The 19,950-nt window shown below is 65.5% G+C and carries 20 protein-coding genes; 16 read left to right on the top strand and 4 right to left on the bottom strand.

All coding sequences use genetic code 11. The features are described from left to right. Positions 1 to 32 precede the first annotated feature (32 nt). Entirely contained in the window at positions 33 to 560 is a 528-nt protein-coding gene (locus ACQR1L_RS17090) for a GNAT family N-acetyltransferase (RefSeq protein WP_434859097.1), read from the bottom strand. 2 nt (positions 561 to 562) lie between these two features. Continuing rightward, a complete protein-coding gene (locus ACQR1L_RS17085) occupies positions 563 to 1,129 on the bottom strand; it encodes a helix-turn-helix domain-containing protein (protein ID WP_434859096.1) in 567 nt (188 codons plus the stop codon). A 210-nt stretch (positions 1,130 to 1,339) separates the two neighbouring features. Between ACQR1L_RS17085 and secG the strand changes: the two genes are divergently transcribed. The 8 genes from secG to ACQR1L_RS17045 all read left to right on the top strand — a co-directional run bounded on the left by secG (position 1,340) and on the right by ACQR1L_RS17045 (position 8,877). Beyond that, on the top strand, positions 1,340 to 1,720 hold the full coding sequence (secG, locus tag ACQR1L_RS17080) for a preprotein translocase subunit SecG (RefSeq protein ID WP_434859095.1): 381 nt from the start codon (positions 1,340 to 1,342) through the stop codon (positions 1,718 to 1,720). A gap of 167 nt (positions 1,721 to 1,887) precedes the next feature. Beyond that, complete coding sequence (locus ACQR1L_RS17075) at positions 1,888 to 3,519, top strand: CTP synthase (protein WP_434859094.1); 1,632 nt, start codon at positions 1,888 to 1,890, stop codon at positions 3,517 to 3,519. A gap of 96 nt (positions 3,520 to 3,615) precedes the next feature. Beyond that, positions 3,616 to 4,476, top strand: a complete 861-nt coding sequence (locus ACQR1L_RS17070) for a hypothetical protein (RefSeq protein WP_434859093.1) — start codon at positions 3,616 to 3,618, stop codon at positions 4,474 to 4,476. Between the two features lie 96 nt (positions 4,477 to 4,572). Next, positions 4,573 to 4,899 carry an NIPSNAP family protein gene (locus ACQR1L_RS17065; RefSeq protein ID WP_434859092.1) on the top strand — a complete coding sequence of 109 codons (327 nt, stop codon included), beginning with the start codon at positions 4,573 to 4,575 and terminating at the stop codon, positions 4,897 to 4,899. Positions 4,900 to 5,018: 119 nt separating this feature from the next. Beyond that, positions 5,019 to 5,882 carry a 3-deoxy-8-phosphooctulonate synthase gene (gene kdsA / locus ACQR1L_RS17060; RefSeq protein WP_434859091.1) on the top strand — a complete coding sequence of 288 codons (864 nt, stop codon included), beginning with the start codon at positions 5,019 to 5,021 and terminating at the stop codon, positions 5,880 to 5,882. Then, positions 5,882 to 7,105, top strand: a complete 1,224-nt coding sequence (locus tag ACQR1L_RS17055) for an MFS transporter (protein ID WP_434859090.1) — start codon at positions 5,882 to 5,884, stop codon at positions 7,103 to 7,105. The genes kdsA and ACQR1L_RS17055 overlap by 1 nt, the downstream gene beginning before the upstream one ends. Before the next feature lie 736 nt (positions 7,106 to 7,841). Next, on the top strand, positions 7,842 to 8,198 hold the full coding sequence (locus ACQR1L_RS17050) for a hypothetical protein (RefSeq protein ID WP_434859089.1): 357 nt from the start codon (positions 7,842 to 7,844) through the stop codon (positions 8,196 to 8,198). Positions 8,199 to 8,421: 223 nt separating this feature from the next. Continuing rightward, the gene (locus ACQR1L_RS17045; protein WP_434859088.1) at positions 8,422 to 8,877 is read left to right on the top strand and encodes a hypothetical protein; all 456 of its coding nucleotides are present in this window, start codon (positions 8,422 to 8,424) and stop codon (positions 8,875 to 8,877) included. A 154-nt stretch (positions 8,878 to 9,031) separates the two neighbouring features. Here the strand turns inward: ACQR1L_RS17045 and queF are convergent, their stop codons facing one another. Further along, a complete protein-coding gene (gene queF / locus ACQR1L_RS17040; RefSeq protein ID WP_434859087.1) occupies positions 9,032 to 9,508 on the bottom strand; it encodes a preQ(1) synthase in 477 nt (158 codons plus the stop codon). A gap of 181 nt (positions 9,509 to 9,689) precedes the next feature. On the opposite strand from queF, the gene eno reads away from it, so the two are divergent. The 7 genes from eno to ACQR1L_RS17005 all read left to right on the top strand — a co-directional run bounded on the left by eno (position 9,690) and on the right by ACQR1L_RS17005 (position 16,696). Then, positions 9,690 to 10,973 carry a phosphopyruvate hydratase gene (eno, locus tag ACQR1L_RS17035; RefSeq protein ID WP_434859086.1) on the top strand — a complete coding sequence of 428 codons (1,284 nt, stop codon included), beginning with the start codon at positions 9,690 to 9,692 and terminating at the stop codon, positions 10,971 to 10,973. Positions 10,974 to 11,006: 33 nt separating this feature from the next. Next, positions 11,007 to 12,146 (top strand): zinc-binding dehydrogenase, encoded by a 1,140-nt coding sequence (locus ACQR1L_RS17030; protein WP_434859085.1) that lies wholly within the window; start codon positions 11,007 to 11,009, stop codon positions 12,144 to 12,146. A gap of 121 nt (positions 12,147 to 12,267) precedes the next feature. Beyond that, on the top strand, positions 12,268 to 13,266 hold the full coding sequence (locus tag ACQR1L_RS17025; RefSeq protein ID WP_434859084.1) for an MBL fold metallo-hydrolase: 999 nt from the start codon (positions 12,268 to 12,270) through the stop codon (positions 13,264 to 13,266). A gap of 247 nt (positions 13,267 to 13,513) precedes the next feature. After that, the gene (locus ACQR1L_RS17020) at positions 13,514 to 14,683 is read left to right on the top strand and encodes a serine hydrolase domain-containing protein (protein WP_434859083.1); all 1,170 of its coding nucleotides are present in this window, start codon (positions 13,514 to 13,516) and stop codon (positions 14,681 to 14,683) included. A gap of 149 nt (positions 14,684 to 14,832) precedes the next feature. Continuing rightward, positions 14,833 to 15,390, top strand: a complete 558-nt coding sequence (locus ACQR1L_RS17015) for an NADPH-dependent FMN reductase (RefSeq protein WP_434859082.1) — start codon at positions 14,833 to 14,835, stop codon at positions 15,388 to 15,390. A gap of 128 nt (positions 15,391 to 15,518) precedes the next feature. Beyond that, positions 15,519 to 16,310 carry an aldolase gene (locus ACQR1L_RS17010; protein WP_434859081.1) on the top strand — a complete coding sequence of 264 codons (792 nt, stop codon included), beginning with the start codon at positions 15,519 to 15,521 and terminating at the stop codon, positions 16,308 to 16,310. A gap of 68 nt (positions 16,311 to 16,378) precedes the next feature. After that, the gene (locus ACQR1L_RS17005; protein ID WP_434859080.1) at positions 16,379 to 16,696 is read left to right on the top strand and encodes an FtsB family cell division protein; all 318 of its coding nucleotides are present in this window, start codon (positions 16,379 to 16,381) and stop codon (positions 16,694 to 16,696) included. 69 nt (positions 16,697 to 16,765) lie between these two features. Here the strand turns inward: ACQR1L_RS17005 and ACQR1L_RS17000 are convergent, their stop codons facing one another. Then, the gene (locus tag ACQR1L_RS17000) at positions 16,766 to 18,445 is read right to left on the bottom strand and encodes a methyl-accepting chemotaxis protein (protein ID WP_434859079.1); all 1,680 of its coding nucleotides are present in this window, start codon (positions 18,443 to 18,445) and stop codon (positions 16,766 to 16,768) included. Between the two features lie 449 nt (positions 18,446 to 18,894). Between ACQR1L_RS17000 and pdhA the strand changes: the two genes are divergently transcribed. After that, positions 18,895 to 19,917, top strand: a complete 1,023-nt coding sequence (gene pdhA, locus ACQR1L_RS16995; RefSeq protein ID WP_434859078.1) for a pyruvate dehydrogenase (acetyl-transferring) E1 component subunit alpha — start codon at positions 18,895 to 18,897, stop codon at positions 19,915 to 19,917. Positions 19,918 to 19,950 lie beyond the last annotated feature (33 nt).

The following is a 19,950-nucleotide window of genomic DNA, read 5'->3' as shown; positions in this document are numbered from 1 at the left end:
CCGTCTGAAGACAGCGCGCCAACACTCACGCGTCACGCCGCTTCTCCGAGGCGCTTCCAATAGATCTTCGTCCCGGTGAGGCCGCCATGCGGCTTCACGGCGTAGTCCGGAATGATGCCGCTGAGCTGAAAGCCGAGACCCTCGTACAGCTCCGACGCGCCGCCGTCTTCGGCGGTATCGAGCACGAGCATCGTCCGTCCGTGCTGACGGGCAAGGCCTTCGGCGGCGCGCAGCAGCGCGGTGGCGATTCCACGTTTGCGGTGACTGACACGCGTCATCATCTTCGCGATCTCCGCGCGATGCGGCTGGTTTGGCGGCAGCTTGAGCTGCAAGGTCACGGTCCCCACCACCGCATCTCCGTCGATGGCGCCCAGCACGATGCGCTCGCCGCGCGCGGCGCTCGACAGCGAATCGCGCCAGAACGCGTCGGCGTCGTTAGTGCTGAGCGGGTGCATGAAGCTGACGGAGCCACCGTTCGCCACGGTCTCGATCAGCATCGCGTTCAGCCCGGCGCGAACGGCAGGTGTATCGGACAGGGGCGCAATTCGAATCGTGGACATTCTCAACTCCGGGCAAGCGCCACGACATAGGTGCAGGGCGCGTCGGTCTCATTGGCGAAGGTGGTATCGATCGGCGGGCCGAAGCCGAGGCAGTCGCCGGGGCTAAGCTCATGGCGCTCGGCGCCTTCGATGATGGTCAGGCGTCCGCTCTGCACCCAGAGCAGTTGGCGGATATGGATGTAGGACGAGGCCGGCAGGGTCACGCTGCGGCGAGCGGGCATCTCGACGGACACCAGCTCGACCGGATGGTCTGGACGCAGGAACACCTGCCGCCTGAGGTAGCCGGTGTCCGGGTCGCGCCAGACCGGCTGCTCATCGGCCCTGGACACGCGCTCCGGCTGGGCCTCGGCGCGCAGCATCAGTCCTGCCAGGCTGAGCTCGAAGGCGCTCGCCAGCTTGACGAGCACCACAGCCGTCGGGCTCACTTCGGCGCGCTCGATCTTGCTGATGGTGGCCTTCGAGACGCCTGAGCGCTCGGCGAGGTCGGCCAGCGACCAGCCTCGGCCGTCGCGCTCCAGTTGAAGGCGCCGGGCGAGCCGTTGGCTGAAGTCGTCTATTATTTGATCCATTTGTCTCTAATAATGGAATGAAGTTCAGCTTTCAAGAGGAAGCGACGCCGCTCGTGACTGCGCTTGTGAGAAGCGCGGCTGCGATTATCTGCGGGGTGGCGTTGCCCGATTTGATCGTGTAACACCGCGCAAATTTCCGAATAGCCCGCGAAGCTCTCGCGATCCCGGCCTCCGGTCGGGGCCAGCGAGGGCTTGTGACGGAAGGTCACCATGCAGACTGTCTTGATCGTCATCCACCTCATGATCGTCGCCGTCCTGATCGGCGCGGTGCTGTTGCAGAAGTCCGAAGGCGGCGGCCTCGGCATGGGCGGCGGTGCCGGCTTCATGTCGAGCCGCGGCACCGCGAACCTGCTGACGCGCACGACGGCGGTGCTGGCGGTCGGCTTCTTCATCACCAGCCTGTTGCTGACCTGGCTCGCGGGCCTCGAGCGCAAGCCGACTTCGATTCTCGGCACCGTGCCCGGCCAGACGCAGTCCGGCGGAACGCCGGTGGCGCCGGGCAGCGGCGGCGTGCTCGACCAGTTGAAGAAGGCCGACGAGCAGCAGGCGCCTGCGGCACCGAGCGCGCCGTCCGCCCCGCAGTCGCAATAACGCGGGGATGCCATGCAGGAACGCAATTGGCGTCCTGCATCAGGAGGCGGTCTCAAGTTCCTGAGACCATTCATATTTCGACGTAACCCACAGGCCCGCGACAGCGTTGCGGGCCAACCACGATTCGTTTTGGCGAATCGAGCGCGCGGCATTAAAGGTAGGGTCCCATGGCGCGGTACATCTTCATCACCGGCGGCGTGGTTTCCTCGCTCGGAAAGGGTCTGGCTTCAGCCGCGTTAGGCGCGCTGCTGCAGGCCCGCGGCTACAAGGTCCGGCTTCGCAAGCTCGACCCCTATCTCAACCTCGATCCAGGCACGATGTCGCCGTATCAGCATGGCGAAGTGTTCGTGACGGACGACGGCGCCGAGACCGATCTCGATCTCGGCCATTACGAACGCTTCACCGGGCGGCCCGCGACCAAGGCCGACAACATCACCACCGGCCGCATCTATCAGGACATCCTGACCAAGGAGCGCCGCGGCGATTATCTCGGCGCGACCATCCAGGTCGTCCCGCACGTCACCAACGCGATCAAGGATTTCGTGCTGTCGGGCAACGACGAGTACGATTTCGTGCTGGTCGAGATCGGCGGCACCGTCGGCGACATCGAGGGCCTGCCGTTCTTCGAGGCCATCCGCCAGCTCAAGAACGAGCTGCCGCGCGATCACGCGATCTACATCCATCTCACCTTGCTGCCCTACATCCCGAGCGCGGGCGAGCTGAAGACCAAGCCGACGCAGCACTCGGTGAAGGAGCTGCGCTCGATCGGCATCCAGCCGGATATCCTGCTGTGCCGCACCGATCGCGAGATCCCGAAGGAGGAGCGGCGCAAGCTCGGCCTGTTCTGCAACGTGCGTGAGAGCGCTGTGATCGAGGCGCGCGACGTCGACAACATCTACGCGGTGCCCGAGGCGTATCACGCCGCCGGTCTCGACGACGAGGTGCTGGCGGCGTTCGGCATCGAGCCGCGCATTCCGCCGGCGCTCGCCAGCTGGCACACGATCAACGAGCGTGTCCGCAATCCGGAAGGCGACGTGACGATTGCGATCGTCGGCAAGTACACGGGCATGAAGGATGCCTACAAGTCGCTGATCGAGGCGCTGTCGCATGGCGGCATCGCCAACAAGGTCCGCGTCAAGCTTGACTGGATCGAGAGCGAGGTGTTCGAGAACGAGGACCCCGCGCCGTTCCTCGAGCACGTCAATGGCATCCTGGTGCCCGGCGGCTTCGGCCAGCGCGGCGCGGAAGGAAAGATCCGCGCGGCGCAGTTCGCGCGGGAGCGTGACGTGCCGTATTTCGGCATCTGCTTCGGCATGCAGATGGCGGTGATCGAAGCCGCGCGCAATCTGGTCGGCATCACCGAAGCCAACTCGACCGAGTTCGGGCCGACCAGGGAGCCGCTGGTCGGCCTGATGACCGAGTGGCTGCGCGGCAATGAGCTGGAGAAGCGCTCGCAGACCGGCGATCTCGGCGGCACGATGCGACTCGGCGCGTACCCTGCAGCGCTCAAGCGCGGCAGCCGTGTGTCCGAGGTGTATGGCGGCGCGACCGAGATCTCGGAGCGGCACCGCCATCGCTACGAGGTCAACACCGCCTACAAGGACCGGCTCGAGCAGCACGGCCTGAAGTTCTCCGGCCTGTCGCCGGACGGCGTGCTGCCCGAGATCGTGGAGTACGAGGACCATCCCTGGTTCATCGGCGTCCAGTTCCACCCCGAGCTGAAGTCGCGCCCGTTCGAGCCGCACCCGCTGTTCGCCTCGTTCATCCAGGCGGCGGTGGTGCAGTCGCGGCTGGTGTGACGGCCAGATCGCAGGCTGGCCTCCGAACTCAATAAACGCTAAGGTTGTGCTCCCGAGGCGGCGATGCTGCCGCCTCCATGCGATGGGGCGGAAACGATGGCGGCAGCGACGGCGACGTTGTTTGCTTGGGCCGTGCCAGCCTTCACGACGGGCTCGCCGGTCGATCACACCTGGGTCACAACGTACGACAATCGCCGGACGGTCTATCCAAACGACGCGGCGGTCGCCGCTGCCGGCGAGTTCTACTGGTATTGCTGGGGATCGTTTCATCCCACGGGAGGAACGCCGATCAATCCAAGCGGTTTTCTCGGCAGCCAGGCGGGCGATCTGGCTCTGGCGCAGTGCCTGGTGCAGGCGAATGCGGATTCGGCGACGACGCCTGCGGCGCGCGGGACCGTCTACGTCTACGGCGTCGACGGCGTCTGCCACCAGCTTGCCAACCAGGTCCTGTATGCGACCGGACTTGGCGGGGGCTCGCCGCTGACCGTGAACTTGGCCCGAGGCTATGCAGCGAGTACGTTCATCTATGGGACATACGGGCTGCAACACGCGGCGTGGGCCGCCAGGATTGCTGCGTGCAGCAGCATGAGGCTTGCGCCGCCGGCGACGGCAGGAGGCTCCATGACGGTTTCGGCATCCCCTGGCCCGGGTGGCGCGGACGAGTTCGAAGCCCACGCCCAGCGCGTTCTCGGGCCCGGCAATCCCAAGCTGCTCGAATTGCTGCGGCTGCGATCCGACGTGCACCAGTTCGCCGCGCGGGCCTGGCCGGGAACCGGACAGCCGAGTGCCGATGCGCTGAATGCGCGCAACCAGCACATGCTCGATGAAGCGGCGCGCGTGCTCGGCCCGGCGGATTTCAAGGCCGTGTTCGGCATCGATCCCGGCGACAAGATCGATCTCGTCGATCCGAACATCGCGCAGAACGCCGGCCGAATTCCGCCGCCCAAAATGCCCTGAAAGATGCCCTAAGCGGCCGGCTTTGACGCGGACCGGGATTGTTGCGACAACCCGCCTGATCATTCGATGTGAAACGAAATCAGGGAGGGATCGCCAATGATCTACGAGAGCCGCATCTATCGCTGCATTCCCGGCCGGCTGCCGGCGTTGCTGAAGCGCTTCGAAAACACCACGCTGAAGCTGTGGGAGAAGCACGGTATCCGACCGGTCGGCTTCTTCACCACCCTGATCGGCGAATCCAACCAGGACCTGACCTATTTCCTCGTCTGGGAATCCCTGGCTGAGCGCGAGACCAAATGGACCGCGTTCATGACCAATCCGGAGTGGATCGCGGCGCGCGCCAAGAGCGAGGAGGACGGCCAGATCGTCGCCAACATCACCAGCCAGTTCCTGGTGCCGACGGCGTTCTCGGCGCTGAAATAGAGGCCGGGCAGGGGCGGGGATGACCGGTCCCCGCAACCCTGCTATTCGCGCCCATGCGCCGGGTTGATTGGGCGGCCTGCGCCGGGTCATGGTCGCGCGCCCACGAGAGGAATGATGTCTTGAACGCTTCGATCTCTGCCGCGCCGGTCGTCACCGTCGGCGCCGTCAAGTTTGGCAATCAGCTGCCGCTCGCGGTGATCGCAGGTCCCTGCCAGCTGGAGAGCCGCGGGCATGCGCTGGAGGTCGCCTCGGCGCTGAAGGAGATCGCGACGCGGCTGAACATCGGCCTCGTCTACAAGACCTCGTTCGACAAGGCCAACCGCACCAGCGGCTCTGCCGCGCGTGGACTCGGCCTCGCACAGTCGCTGCCGATCTTCGCCGAGATCCGGTCCTCGCTCGGCCTTCCCGTGCTGACCGACGTGCATGACGCCAGCCAATGCGCCGAGGTGGCGCAAGCCGTCGACATCCTGCAGATCCCGGCCTTCCTTTGCCGGCAGACCGACCTGCTGCTCGCGGCGGCCGCGACCGGCAAGGTCGTGAACGTCAAAAAGGGCCAGTTCCTGGCGCCCTGGGACATGGCGAATGTGGTGGCCAAGATCACCGGTGCCGGCAATCCCAACGTGCTCGCGACCGAGCGCGGCGCCTCGTTCGGCTACAACACGCTGGTCTCCGACATGCGCGCGCTGCCGATCATGGCCAAGATGACCGGCGCGCCGGTGATCTTCGATGCGACGCATTCGGTGCAGCAGCCGGGCGGGCAGGGCACCTCGTCGGGCGGCCAGCGCGAATTCGTGCCGGTGCTGGCGCGGGCCGCGGTCGCCGTCGGCGTCGCCGGCGTGTTCATCGAGACTCATCCCGATCCCGATCATGCGCCCTCCGACGGACCCAACATGGTGCCGCTCGCGCAGTTCGAGGGATTGCTGCGGACGTTGATGGCGTTCGACCAGCTCGCGAAGGGGCAGGCGGCGGACGCCATCAGTTGATGCACCAGCCCGTCGCCAAGCCGTCTGATAACAAGCCAGACAACAAGTTTCCGCCGGCCGTCAACATCATCGCCTTGGCGGGCTTCTCCGCGGCGCTGTCGACGCGCGCGCTCGATCCGGTGCTGCCGCATGTCGCCGAGGATTTTTCGATCAGCATCGCCACCGCGGCCGGCATCGCCGCCGGCTATGCGCTGATCTACGCGCTGATCCAGCCGGCGATCGGCGCCGCCGCCGACCTGTTCGGCAAGGCGCGGCTGATGACCTTGTGCCTCGCGCTGCTCGGCGTCGCCAGCGTGCTCGGCGCGCTCGCGACCTCGTTTCCGCTGCTGTTCGCCACCCGTATCCTCGCCGGCATCGCCTCCGGCGGCGTGTTTCCGGTGGCGCTGGGACTGACCGCCGACCTCGTCGCGCCCGACAAGCGCCAGGTCGCGATCGGCCGCACGCTCGCGGGCTCGATGGCCGGCAATCTGCTCGGCGCCACCGCGTCCGGCATCATCGGCGATTTCATCGGCTGGCGCGGCGTGCTCGCGATCCTCGGCGCGCTCGGGCTGATCGCCTCCTTCGCGGTCGCCGCCGGCTTCCGCGGCGCCAAGGTGACGCACGCCGCCACCACCGATCTCGCCACCTTGAAGAAGGGCTACGGCATCATCTTCAGGAATCCGAACACGCGGTTCTGCTACTCGGCGGTGTTCGTCGAAGGCTGCTGCGTGTTCGGGCTGTTTCCGTTCATCGCCTCGTTCCTGTTCGACCTCGGCGAGACCTCGCTGTCGATCGCCGGCATCGTGATCGCGGGCTTTGCCGTCGGCGGCCTGTTCTACACGGCGACCGTGTCGAACTTCCTGCCGCGGCTCGGCGTCAAGGGTATGATGATCGTCGGCGCCGCGCTGGTCGGCGTGCAGCTCGCCGCACTGTCGTTCGGCCCATCCTGGAAGCTGCAATTCGCCTGCATGCTGATGATGGGCTGGGGCTTCTACATGATCCATGGCTGCCTCCAGGTGTTCGCCAGCGAGCTGTCGATCGGCGCGCGCGCCACCGCGATGTCGCTGCACTCGTTCTTCTTCTTCCTCGGCCAGACCGTCGGCCCGATCGCCTACGGCTTCGGCGTCGTGCATGGCGGCAAGCAGCCGACGCTGTTCATCGCCGGCGCCCTGATGGTCGCCCTCGGCCTTGCCTGCGCCGCCCTGCTGCGGCAGCGGCCGCCGGCGGATGCGGCGGCGACGTGAAGGTCGTCTCCAGGGCGAGCGCATGGCCGCATTCGCCGACGTAGGGCCAGGGCCGCAGGAAGGGCTGCTCATTTGTTTCTCCGTCATGCCCCGGCTTGTCCCGGGCATCCACGTCCTTCTCAGCATGCCGAACGACGTGGATGGCCGGGACAAGCCCGGCCATGACGACGCGGAGAGAGGGGAGCGCAAAAATGCGCGCCGTCGGCCTCGGTAGTACCAAGCAAGAGCCTGTAGGTGCTATCTCACTCTCGATGCTGAACATGCGCGGCTGAGACATTTGGGTTCGTCTCGTCATTCGTCACAGGACATACCGCCGCTGCCTCGCGGCGCATCTGCGTCCGAGCTTTGGCTTTGGACATGCCCTTTTCCTTCGAAGAGGGCACGGGGAATGCCGGGAGCTGGCCGCCCCCATGGCCCGCCTGCGGAAAAAAATGCAGGCGGCGAGAACCACAGGTTCAGCCGAGACATCCCGGCATTCCCCGCGCGATGGTTGGGCGGCTTATACGTACTCTCCCCGGGGACCGGGCTGTCTTGCCTCCGTGACCGGCGGATCATCACCACCAGCGTGACCTCAGCGTCGGGAGGCCAGGACCATACGACTTCGCCGGCGCATCAGGCCCGTTCGTCCGCATGACTGATCACGCTGCGAACCCGACACGCCCACCGCATCCCGCCTCAACGTCCGTGACGACCGCGAAGCGCCCCTCAGATCGAGACGGGACGGCGACAGTCAATCATGAATTCCGATAAAGCGAAAGAAGAATTTTTCGCGCAAGATATGATCGCGGTGATCGGTTTGAAAGCGCGGCAGAAATCAACTTCCGGGAGCAACGGTTTGCTGATCGTCCGGAATGAGACTATCGGGCGGGGCGCGTGCCCGGCGGGCGACTCAGGTGCCAGCGAGCGGCGGCCGGAAGATCGAGCATTTCCGTGGAAACAATTGTTTTCCGGGGCGAGTTCTCGCCATCTCCACCGCTGTCATGCTCCGCGAAAGCGGGGCATCCAGTACTCCGCGGCAGAAGAGATCAACCCGAAACGTCACGGTGTACTGGATCGTCCGCTTTCGCGGACGATGACAGCCGACGTTGCATGATCAATGTGCCAGGACCTCGGAAGCGGTCGTCTAGTGCGGTGCACGACTGAGACCGAGGACGATCTGCTCGGCTGAAAAGGAATGACGGTGAAAGCACACTCGATATATAGGGGCTAGAGGGTGGGTTACAGGTTAAGTTCACCGTAACTCCCGGTCGAGGTCGAAAGTGATGAGATCGTTCGCAAGTTATTTGGTCTGTGTTGTCCTGGTTTGGACCACGATCGTGAAGGCGGCAGCCGATGATTTCCTCACCTACTTCTTGGAAGAGATCCCTCAAGAGATACCAAAACCCAAGGCCCCGTCGTCAGAGGATCAAGTCGTGTTGGCCAAAGTGCGGGTGTTGAACCGGCCTACATATCTGGTCGGCCCCGACCAATCTGGACAGCCCGCGCGCATAGTTCCCCGAGAGCCCTGGTCAGCTTGGCTGCAAGTGCTTGACGTTATTCGTGGCAAGCGACCGGAGCTAGAGCGCATAAACGTTAAGTTCGGAAGCGATCTGAGCTACGCGCTAGGTCCCAGCACCCCGTATCAGCTCGAGCAGGACTATTTCGTAGCGATGTACGAAGACTCCTCCGGCTATCATCTGATCGGCCTTCCTATCAGCGCCGCCAAGTATAGCGAGTGGCAGCGAGTGATCACGGAATCCGATCTGGAGCGAACAAGATCGCCTCTGAAATAGTTGGCTTGTCGGAAGCGAAAATTGGGTTGACTGTCATTTTGCGTTGAAAGACCGGTCACCGGACGCAAACAATCTCGAGATTCCGGGTTCAAGGCCTGCGGCCTTGCCCCGGAATGACTGCGACGATCACGCTGTGGACGAGCTATCAATCCCTTCACCCCCGCCCGCGATACGGCGCCACGCCTTGCTCCGGCACCCACAGGCCCTTCGGCAGCTTGCCCGTCTGCCAGAACACGTCGATCGGGATGCCGCCGCGGGGGTACCAGTAGCCGCCGATGCGGAGCCATTTCGGCTTGATCTCTGATGCCAGGCGCTTGCCGATGGCGACCGTGCAGTCCTCGTGGAAGGCGCCGTGGTTGCGGAAGCTCGCGAGGTAGAGCTTGAGTGACTTGGATTCCACCAGCCAGGGGCCGGGGGCGTAGTCGATCACCAGGTGGGCGAAGTCCGGCTGTCCCGTCACCGGGCACAGCGAGGTGAACTCCGGGACCGTGAAGCGGGCCAGGTAATCGGTGTCCTTCTGCGGGTTGGGGACGCGGTCGAGCTTGGCCGCCTCCGGACTGTCCGGGGCCGCCACCTCGCGGCCGAGCTGAAGGCCGGCCGATGTCAGGGGTGGGGTGGATTTCTTCGCCATGTTTTGTGTCATCCGTCGGAATTGGCGCCGCTTTAGCCAATCGCCGGGCGGGCGTCATCTGGTTCGTGATTTCGACGCCAGTTCTGCCCGACTTCCGCTCGACTTGGCCTTTTCGCCCCCGTGACCATGCGGTAGAAGCGGCGCAGCAAAGCCCACCCAGAAACGTCTCACGAGGACCCCCATGACCGCCATCGTCGACATCATCGGCCGCGAAATCCTGGACAGCCGCGGCAATCCCACGGTCGAGGTCGACGTCGTGCTGGAGGACGGCTCGGTCGGCCGCGCCGCGGTTCCCTCCGGCGCCTCGACCGGCGCCCATGAGGCGGTCGAGCTGCGCGATGGCGACAAGCGCCGCTATCTCGGCAAGGGCGTGCTCAAGGCCGTCGAGGCCATCAATGACGAGGTCTATGAGGCGCTCAGCGACATGTCGGCGCACGACCAGGTCCAGATCGACCAGATCCTGATCGAGCTCGACGGCACCGAGAACAAGAGCCGGATCGGCGCCAACGCCATCCTCGGCGTGTCGCTGGCCTGCGCCAAGGCGGCCGCGATCTCCTACGACATGCCGCTGTATCGCTATGTCGGCGGCACCTCGGCGCGCACCTTGCCGGTGCCGATGATGAACATCCTCAACGGCGGCGTGCATGCCGACAATCCGATCGACTTCCAGGAATTCATGATCATGCCGGTGGGCGCGCCGAGCTTCGCGGAGGCGCTGCGCTGTGGCTCGGAGATCTTCCACACGCTCAAGGCCGAGCTGAAGAAGGCCGGCCACAACACCAATGTCGGCGATGAGGGCGGCTTCGCGCCGAACATCCCGTCGGCGGACGCGGCGCTCGACTTCGTCATGGCCGCGATCGGCAAGGCCGGCTACACCGCCGGCGAGGACGTGATGCTGGCGCTCGACTGCGCCGCGACCGAGTTCTTCAAGGATGGCAAATACGTCTATGAAGGCGAGAACAAGAGCCGCTCGCGCTCGGAGCAGGCCAAGTATCTCGCCGATCTCGTCGCGCGCTATCCGATCGTCTCGATCGAGGACGGCATGTCCGAGGACGACATGGACGGCTGGAAGGAGCTCACCGACCTGATCGGATCGAAGTGCCAGCTGGTCGGCGACGATCTGTTCGTCACCAATGTGAACCGGCTCGAGGACGGCATCCGCAACGGCCGCGCCAACTCGATCCTGATCAAGGTCAACCAGATCGGCACGCTGACCGAGACGCTCGCCGCGGTCGAGATGGCCTACAAGGCCGGCTACACCGCCGTGATGTCGCACCGCTCCGGCGAGACCGAGGATTCGACCATCGCCGATCTCGCGGTCGCCACCAATTGCGGGCAGATCAAGACCGGCTCGCTGGCGCGCGCCGACCGCACCGCCAAGTACAACCAGCTGCTGCGCATCGAGCAGGAGCTGGATGCGCAGGCGAAGTATGCCGGCCGCGCGGCGCTGAAGGCGCTGGCCTGATCGGTCGCTGACAACAAGACGAGGGAGGCACAGATGAGTGGCGAGACCGGCCTGCAACTGCGGACGCTGATCAAGCGCAGCGGTGAGCTCGAACTGTCGCTGGTCGATGTGCCGACCCCTGAGCCGGGGCCGGACGAGGTGGTGGTCCGCATCGAGGCGGCCCCGATCAATCCGTCCGATCTCGGCCTTCTCGTCGGCGCGGCCGATCTCTCGACCGCCAGGGCGTCGGGCAGCAAGGATCGCCCCGTGATCACCGCCAAGGTGCCGGAGGCCGGCATGCGCGCAATGGCCGGCCGCCTTGACGAGTCCCTGCCGATCGGCAACGAGGGCGCCGGCGTCGTCGTCAAGACCGGATCGTCCGACGCCGCCAAGGCGCTGATGGGCCGCACGGTCGCGGCGATCGGCGGCGCGATGTACAGCCAGTATCGCTGCCTGAAGGTCTCCGAGTGCCTGCCGCTGCCGGACGGCACGACGCCGGAGGAGGGCGCCTCCTGCTTCGTCAATCCGCTGACCTCGCTCGGCATGACCGAGACGATGAAGCGCGAGGGCCACACCGCATTGGTACACACCGCGGCCGCCTCCAATCTCGGGCAAATGCTCAACAAGATCTGCCTCAAGGACGGCATCCCGCTGGTCAACATCGTGCGCAGCCAGGCGCAGGCCGAACTGCTGCGCGGCATCGGCGCGAAGTACGTCGTCGACTCGACGTCTCCGACCTTCATGGAGGAGCTGACGGCGGCGCTGGTCGAGACCGGCGCGACCATCGCTTTCGATGCGATCGGCGGCGGTAAGCTCGCCGGGCAGATCCTCAATGCGATGGAAGCGGCCATCAACAAGTCGGGCAAGTATCCCTACAGCCGCTACGGCTCGGCCGTGCACAAGCAGGTCTACATCTACGGCGGTCTCGATCTGCGCCCGACCGAGATCACGCGCGGCTTCGGCATGACCTGGAGCGTCGGCGGCTGGCTGCTGTTTCCCTTCCTGATGAAGATCGGCAAGGCCGACAGCGAGCGGCTGCGCCAGCGCGTCGTCGACGAGCTCAAGACCACCTTCGCCAGCCACTACACCAAGGTGGTGTCGCTGGCCGAGGCGCTCGATCCGGCCAACCTCGCCGTGTACGCCAAACGGGCCACTGGCGAAAAATTCCTTATCGACCCCAACAAAGATAAGTGACCTAACGCCGCGTCCCGAACGTTGCGGACGGGCTTGCCTTTGGCCTGCGGCCGAAGACAATCCGCGCCGTCTTGGTTCGCGGGCGGTGCTGGCCGCTGACACCTCTGAGGAGAGATTTCTGATGACACAATTGGATCGCCGTCGCTTCCTGGCCGGTGCCGCGCTGGCTGGCGCCGCCGGCACGCTGCCCTCGCTCGCGGGCACGCAAGCCCGCGCAGCCACCGCGCCGGCCGGCGCCCAGGCGCCCGGCTTCTTCCGCTACAAGGTCGGCGACTACGAGTGCACCTCGATCAACGACGGCGCGCGCACCTTCCCGATGCCCGACAAGTTCGTCGTCAACACGCCGAAGGACGAGGCGCTGGCCGCGGCCGAGAGCGCCTACATGCCGAAGGGCATGATCACCATTCCCTTCAATCCGCAGCTGATCAATACCGGCTCCAAGCTGATCCTGATCGACACCGGCAACGGCGCGGGCGCGTTTGAGGCCAGCAAGGGCGCCGTCGGCCGCCTGCAGCAGAACCTCGCCGCCGCCGGCATCGATCCCAAGGCGATCGACATCGTCGTGCTCTCGCACATGCATGGCGACCATATCAACGGCCTCAAGCTCGCCGACGGCTCGCTGGCGTTCCCGAACGCCGAGCTCAAGGTGCCCTCGGTCGAGTGGGCGTTCTGGAACAGCGACGAGAACGCCGCCAAGGCGTCCTCCGAGCTGATGAAGGGCAACTTCGCCAACTTCAAGAAGGTGTTCGGCGGGCTGGAGAACAAGGTCACCCAGTACGAGTGGGACAAGGAGGTCGCGCCCGGCATCACCGCGCTGGCCACCCCCGGCCACACGCCGGGCCACACCTCGTTCGCGGTCGCCTCGGGCAATGCCAAGGTGTTCATCCAGTCCGACGTCACCAACGTGCCGGAGCTGTTCCTGCGCAATCCGGACTGGCACGTGATGTTCGACACCGACGCGGCGCAGGCCCAGGAGACCCGGCACAAGTTCTACGACATGGTCGCCGCCGAGAAGGCCAAGGTGATCGGCTTCCACTTCTCGTTCCCGTCGGTGGGCTATGTCGAGAAGGACGGCGCCAAGTACCGGCTGATCCCGGCGCCGTGGAATCCGGTGCTGTAAGTTTTCTTCGTCATTGCGAGCGAAGCGAAGCAATCCAGGGGCTCGGTCGGGACTCTGGATTGCTTCGTCGCGGAGCCTGTCCTCGGGCTCGCCGGAGGCGAGACCCGGGGGCTCCTCGCAATGACGGCGGAGAGAGAGTGGGCCGCCTTCGGGCGGCCTGTTCGTTTTTGCATATGCGATAGATCGGGGCTTTCCGCCGCTGCCATGACCGCCTATGTCGGACGCTCCGCCATCCGCAGGGCCCCGCATGTCGACCGATCCGTCTCCCGCCAGCGCCGATCTCTCCAACTGGCGCACCGCTCCGTACAGCCGCTGGGCGTTCCACAACATCCGCTCGCTCCTGCCGGTCGCGGACATCGCGAGCGCGCCGGGCAGCGCGTGGCCGCTGCCGGCTGCTCCGGTGTCGTTCGACGGTTTCAGCCTGAAACTGCCGAAGGGCGGCACGCTCGACCTCGATGGCTTCCTGAAAGCGACCGCGACGGACGGGCTGCTGATCCTGCACGACGGCCGCATCGTGTTCGAACATTACGACGGCGGCATGGACCGCGACACGCCGCACATCCTGATGTCGGCGACCAAGTCGATCACCGGCCTGATGCTCGGCATCCTCGCGGACCGTGGCGAGATCGACATCGACGCCGAGATCACGCGCTACGTGCCGGAGGTCGAAGGCACGGCCTATCGCGGCGCCACCATTCGCCAGCTCACCGACATGCGCGCCGGCATCGTGTTCGACGCTGTCGGCCTGCAGGCCTATGCCGACGCCGCCGGCTGGGAACCGGTCGCCCCGGGTACGACGCCGAACCTGCACGACTTCTTTGCGACGATGCGGGCGCAGGCCAAGCCGCATGGTGGCGCCTTCAGCTATGTCTCGTCGAACACCGATCTCCTGGGCTGGGTCATCGAGCGCGCCACCGGCCGCAGCTTTGCGAGCCTCGTCGGCACCTTGCTGTGGCAGCCGATGGGAGCCAGCGGCGAGGCGTTCATCACGGTCGACCGCAAGGGCGCGCCGCGTTGCACCGGCGGCTTCTGCGCGACGTTGCGCGATGTCGCCCGGCTCGGCCAGCTCGTGCTGTCGGGCGGCCGCCGCGGCTCGCACGCGATCGTCCCAGAAGGCTGGCTCGATGACATCAGGCACAACGGCGATACCCAGGCCTGGCGCGACGGCCAGTGGCGCGACAGCTTTGCCGCGATCAGCCGCAACATGCACTACCGCAGCGGCTGGTACGTCATCAATGATCAGCCGCAGCTGATGTTCGCGATGGGCATCCACGGCCAGAATCTGTTCGTCGACGCCGCCAACAAAATCGTGATCGCCAAGCTGTCGAGCTGGGCCCAGCCGGTCGACGGCCAGGCGATCTGGCTGACGCACCAGGCGGTCGCGGAATTCACCCGCTGTCTCAAGGGGACAGGTTGATTCCGCCGGGTGTGAGCCGGAGGCGGAACCGCTCAGGCGGGCTCCGCGATGAAACGCTGAGTTTCGCGAAGCGTTATTCCATGCACTTGCATGTTCCTGCCGGCGCGCCTTAAGTGCCGCGCCATCCCGGTCTCAAGAGGATTTTTCCCATGCCCGCCCCGTATTCCATCGTCGCGCTCGTCGGCAGCCTCCGCAAGGAGAGCTTCACGCTCAAGATCGCCAAGGCGATGGCCAAGCTCGCGCCCTCAAGCCTCAAGATCGAGGTGGTCACGCTGGAAGGCCTGTCGTTCTTCAACCAGGATGTCGAGGCCAATCCGCCGGCCGAATGGCTCGCGTTCCGCGACAAGCTCAAGGCGTCGAACGGCGTGCTGATCCTGACCCCGGAATACAATCGCTCGATTCCCGGCGTCCTGAAGAACGCGATCGACATCGCCTCGCGCCCTTACGGCCAGAGCTCGTTCCTGGGCAAGCCGGTCGGCCTGATCTCCAACTCGCCCGGCCCGCTCGGCGGCGTCGCTGCCGCGAAGCATCTGCAGAACATCATGCCGGGCATCTCGGGCCCCGTCATGGGCACGCCGGAGATCTACCTTAATGGCGTCGGCGACGCCTTCGACGGCAATGGCGAGCTGACCAAGGAGTCGCTCAAGGCCGTGCTGCAGCAATATCTCGACGCCTTCGCGGCCTTCGTGGCCAAGCAGAACGGCTGAGATTCTGGGCACATTGTCGCCAGGACATGACGGGTATAACGGGCAGGGCGTTGACGCGCCTTGCCCGATCCGTTTTCAAGGCGTGGCTGGTCACCTGCGCAACGAAGCGCAACCCGATAGGACACGCCATGGCCCATTCCTTTACGCCCGCCAGCTCGTCAAAGCCGGGACCGAACCAGCCTGTTCTCGACACCGACGCGGTCTGGCAGGCGCGGGTCGATCTGGCCGCCTGCTTCCGGATGGCCGCGCGGCACGGTCTGGAGGAGGGCATCTGCAACCACTTCTCGGCGCTGGTGCCCGGCTATGACGACCTCTTCATCGTCAATCCCTACGGCTACGCCTTCCGCGAGCTGACAGCTTCGAAGCTCCTGGTGTGCGACTTCGACGGCCACGTCGTCTCCGGCGAGGGCCAGCCCGAAGCGACCGCGTTCTACATCCATGCCCGCATCCACAAGGCGCTGCCGCGCGCCAAGGTCGCCTTCCACACCCACATGCCCTATGCCACCGCACTGTCGATGACCGAGGGGCCGCCGCTGATCTTCGCCGGCCAGACCGCGCTGAAATTCTACGGCCGCACCGCCGTCGACGAGAACTACAACGGCCTGGCGCTCGACAACCGCGAGGGCGACCGCATCGCCGGCGCGATCGGCGACGCCGACATCGTCTTCATGAAGCATCATGGCGTGATGGTGCTGGCGCCGACCATCGCCGAGGCCTGGGACGATCTCTACTACCTGGAGCGCGCCTGCGAGGTGCAGTGCCTGGCGCTCTCGACCGGCCGCAAGGTGGTGCCGGTCGCGCCGGAGATTGCCGAGGCGGCCTATCGCCAGATGCGCGACGGAGATGCGGAATCGGCGCGGCTGCATCTCGAGGCGGTCAAGCGGATGCTGGACGCCGAGGAGCCGGCCTACCGGACTTAGACGTGCAAGCGGGCCCGGGAGCGCAAGGTTAGCGATTCCTTAACCGGCGCCGCAGCATTCTCCGGCGCATGGTCTCCCGCGCACGCCTGAAATCCTTCCTGACCGGGCTCGCCCTCTACACGATGGCGGCGGCCATCATCGGCTATTTCGGCATCAATGCCTATACCGGCCGCTATGGCCTGAATGCCCGCCAGGAGCTCGACCAGGAGATCGTGTCGCTGACCTCGGAGCTGGTGCGGCTGAAGCAGGAGCGCGCGGAAGGCGAGAAGCGGGTGTCGCTGCTGCGCTCCGACCGCGTCGATCCCGACATGCTCGATGAGCGCGCGCGCTTCCAGCTCGGCTACGCCAATCCGCGTGACCTGATCCGCATCAACCGGCCGCAGTGACCGGTCCGTCGGCGCCGAAACGCCGGCCCGCAGTCTGGCCGGCGTTCGGGAGCTGTGCGTGAGCGGCTGCTAGGCGGCGCGCACCGACGCCAGGAACCGGCTGACTTCGAGCTTGAGCCGCTGGCTGTCCTGCGACAGACACTGCACGGAATTGAGCACCTGAGACGAGGCGGATCCGGTCTCGCTGGCCTCGCGCTGGACCTGGGCAATGTTGGCCGAGACCTGGCGCGTGCCCTGCGCGGCCTGTTGGATGTTGCGGGAGATCTCCTGCGTTGCCGCGCCCTGTTCCTCCACGGCGGCGGCGATGGTCGAGGCGATCTCGGACATGCGCCCGATCGTATCGCCGATTTCGCGGATCGCAGACACCGAGTGCTGCGTTGCCGCCTGGATGGAGCCGATCTGCTGGCTGATCTCGTCGGTGGCCTTGGCAGTCTGCTCAGCCAGCGCCTTGACCTCGGAGGCGACCACCGCGAAGCCGCGGCCCGCGTCACCGGCCCGCGCCGCCTCGATCGTCGCATTCAGCGCCAGCAGGTTGGTCTGGCCCGCGATCGTGTTGATCAGCTCGACGACATCGCCGATGCGGGCTGCGGCCTGCGACAGTTCGCCGACCCGCTCGTTGGTCCGCCGCGCCTGCGCCACGGCTTCGTTGGCGATCGCCGCCGATTGCTGCACCTGCCGGCTGATCTCGTTGACAGAGGACGACATTTCCTCGGTCGAGGCCGCCACGGATTGAACGTTGTTCGATGCATCGCCGGAGGCGTTGGCGACCACGGTCGCAAGGCCCTGGGACCTGTCGGCGGTCGAGGTGAGGGACTTGGCCGAGGTCTCGAGCGCGGCGGCCGCCGACGAGACGGTGTTGATGATGCTGCCGACCGAGCTCTCGAACTCGTTGGCGAGGCGCTCGGTGTCGGCCTTGCGCTGTGCGGCGAGGCGGCCTTCCTGCTCCTTCTGCTCGGCTTCGAGCCGCTGGCGGGCCTCGGCATTGACCTTGAACACTTCGACCGCCCGCGCCATCTCGCCGAGTTCGTCGCGTCGTTCGGCGCCGGGGACCTGTACGGCCAGATTGCCGGTGGCGAGCTCGGTCATCACCCGGGTGATGGCCTGCAGCGGGCGGACTAGCCCTCGCGCAATGGTCAAGGCGATCACGCAGAGCAGGGCGATCAGGCCGGCGGCCCAGACCAGCGCCGTCTTCACCGAGGCGTAGAACATCTCGTCGAGATCATCGACATAGACGCCGGTGCCGACGATCCAATTCCACGGGTCGGCCTTCAGCGTGTAGCCCAGCTTGGCGACGGGAATGGTGCTGCCGGCGCGGGCAAACATATAGTCGGTGAAGCCGCCGCCGTCGCGCAGACCCGCGGCCACCAGCTCGCGCACGAATGGCAGGCCGTTGGCGTCCTTTTCGTTGCTGAGATTCTTTCCTTCCCAATCGGGGCGGGGGCCGAGAACGATATTCTCTCCATCCGGCTTGTAGACGAAGATGTAGTCGTTCTTGCCGTATCGGATGCCGCGCAGCGTGGCCTTGGCGCGGCTCTGCGCCTCCGCTTCCGTCAGCGATCCCTTCTGGACCTCGGCGGCCAGCGCCTTCACGATCGACACGGCCGATTGCACCTGGCCGACGATGGCCGTTTTGCGTTCATCCAGAAGCGCGGAGCGGGCGCTCAATAGCTGGCTTGCGATGGCCGCGATACAGACTGCAATCGAGACGGCGACAAGGATGCCGAAGCGGCGGGGAATCGTCAGGACCATGGTGCACTTCCGGAAGGCCAGCAGCGCCATTGCTGCATGGCACACCGTGCGGACCGATGGTTTAAGCCTGCTGAATTTGTCTCAGTAGGACTACGCAGTCGGCGGCGAAATGCCCGGCTGGCTGGCGTCCCGCGAGGACAGGCGGCGCAGCCTTCATCCGCCGCGTGCTCCAGAAGGTCCAGTCCCCGGCATCTCGTCAATGGCGCTGCAGCGATTGGCTTGGGCTGGGGCGAAGCGGCGCTGGGACTTGGTCGACCCAAGGCTTCAAGCCTGACGCTTCGATAGGCAGCCATCCATTGATCGTTTCAAAAATCCGGCGGTTCGATTTCTAAAATTTCGCGGCCGTTTGCACTGCGGCAAAGCAAAATGAACCTGGGTTCACGCGGTCCTTTTACGTCCCCTGGAGTTGAGCTAGAGAGGGCTACTTTTTCTCGCAATCCGGAATTGCCATGGCCGCACCGAAGAAGACCGCCGCAAAGGAACACGGGCAGGACAGGGACAACGGCCCGCCGCCGGAATTCACCAAAGAGCAGGAATTGGCCGCGCTGCGCGACATGCTGCTGATCCGCCGCTTTGAGGAGAAGGCGGGTCAACTTTATGGCATGGGTGCGATCGGCGGCTTCTGCCACCTCTATATCGGCCAGGAAGCCGTGGTGGTCGGCATGCAGATGGCGCTGAAGGACGGCGACCAGGTCATCACCGGCTATCGCGACCATGGCCACATGCTGGCTTGCGGCATGGATGCCAAGGGCGTCATGGCCGAGCTCACGGGGCGCCGCGGCGGCTACTCCAAGGGCAAGGGCGGCTCCATGCACATGTTCAGCATGGAGAAGAACTTCTTCGGCGGCCACGGCATCGTCGGCGCCCAGGTCTCGCTCGGCACGGGGCTGGCGCTCGCCAACCGCTATCGCGGCAATGATTCGGTCAGCGTGGCCTATTTCGGCGACGGCGCCGCCAACCAGGGCCAGGTCTATGAGAGCTTCAACATGGCGGAGCTCTGGAAGCTGCCGGTAATCTACGTCATCGAGAACAACCGCTATGCGATGGGCACGGCGGTGTCGCGTGCCTCGGCGCAGACCGACTTCTCCAAGCGCGGCATCTCCTTCAACATTCCGGGCGAGCAGGTCGACGGCATGGACGTCCGCGCTGTGAAGGCCGCGGCCGAGAAGGCGGTTGCCTGGTGCCGCGAGGGCAAGGGTCCCTACATTCTGGAAATGCAGACCTACCGCTATCGCGGCCACTCGATGTCGGACCCGGCGAAGTATCGCACCCGCGAGGAGGTCGAGAAGGTCCGCCACGACCAGGATCCGATCGAGCAGGTGCGCAACCGCCTGCTGGCGGCCAAGGTCAGCGAGCAGGATCTCAAGGCGATCGACGCCGACGTGCGCAAGATCGTCAATGAGGCCGCCGATTTCGCGCAGGCCGATCCCGAGCCGGATGCCGCCGAGCTCTACACCGACGTCTATCGCTAATCGCGCGCGCAAGCTGATTTCTCTGGAGCTGAT

Origin of the sequence: Bradyrhizobium sp. HKCCYLR20261 (genome assembly GCF_051168435.1) — a bacterium.
Taxonomy (GTDB): Bacteria; Pseudomonadota; Alphaproteobacteria; order Rhizobiales; family Xanthobacteraceae; genus Bradyrhizobium.
Note: the sequence above shows the minus strand (reverse complement) of the source record. Positions and strands in the feature narration are given on the sequence as shown.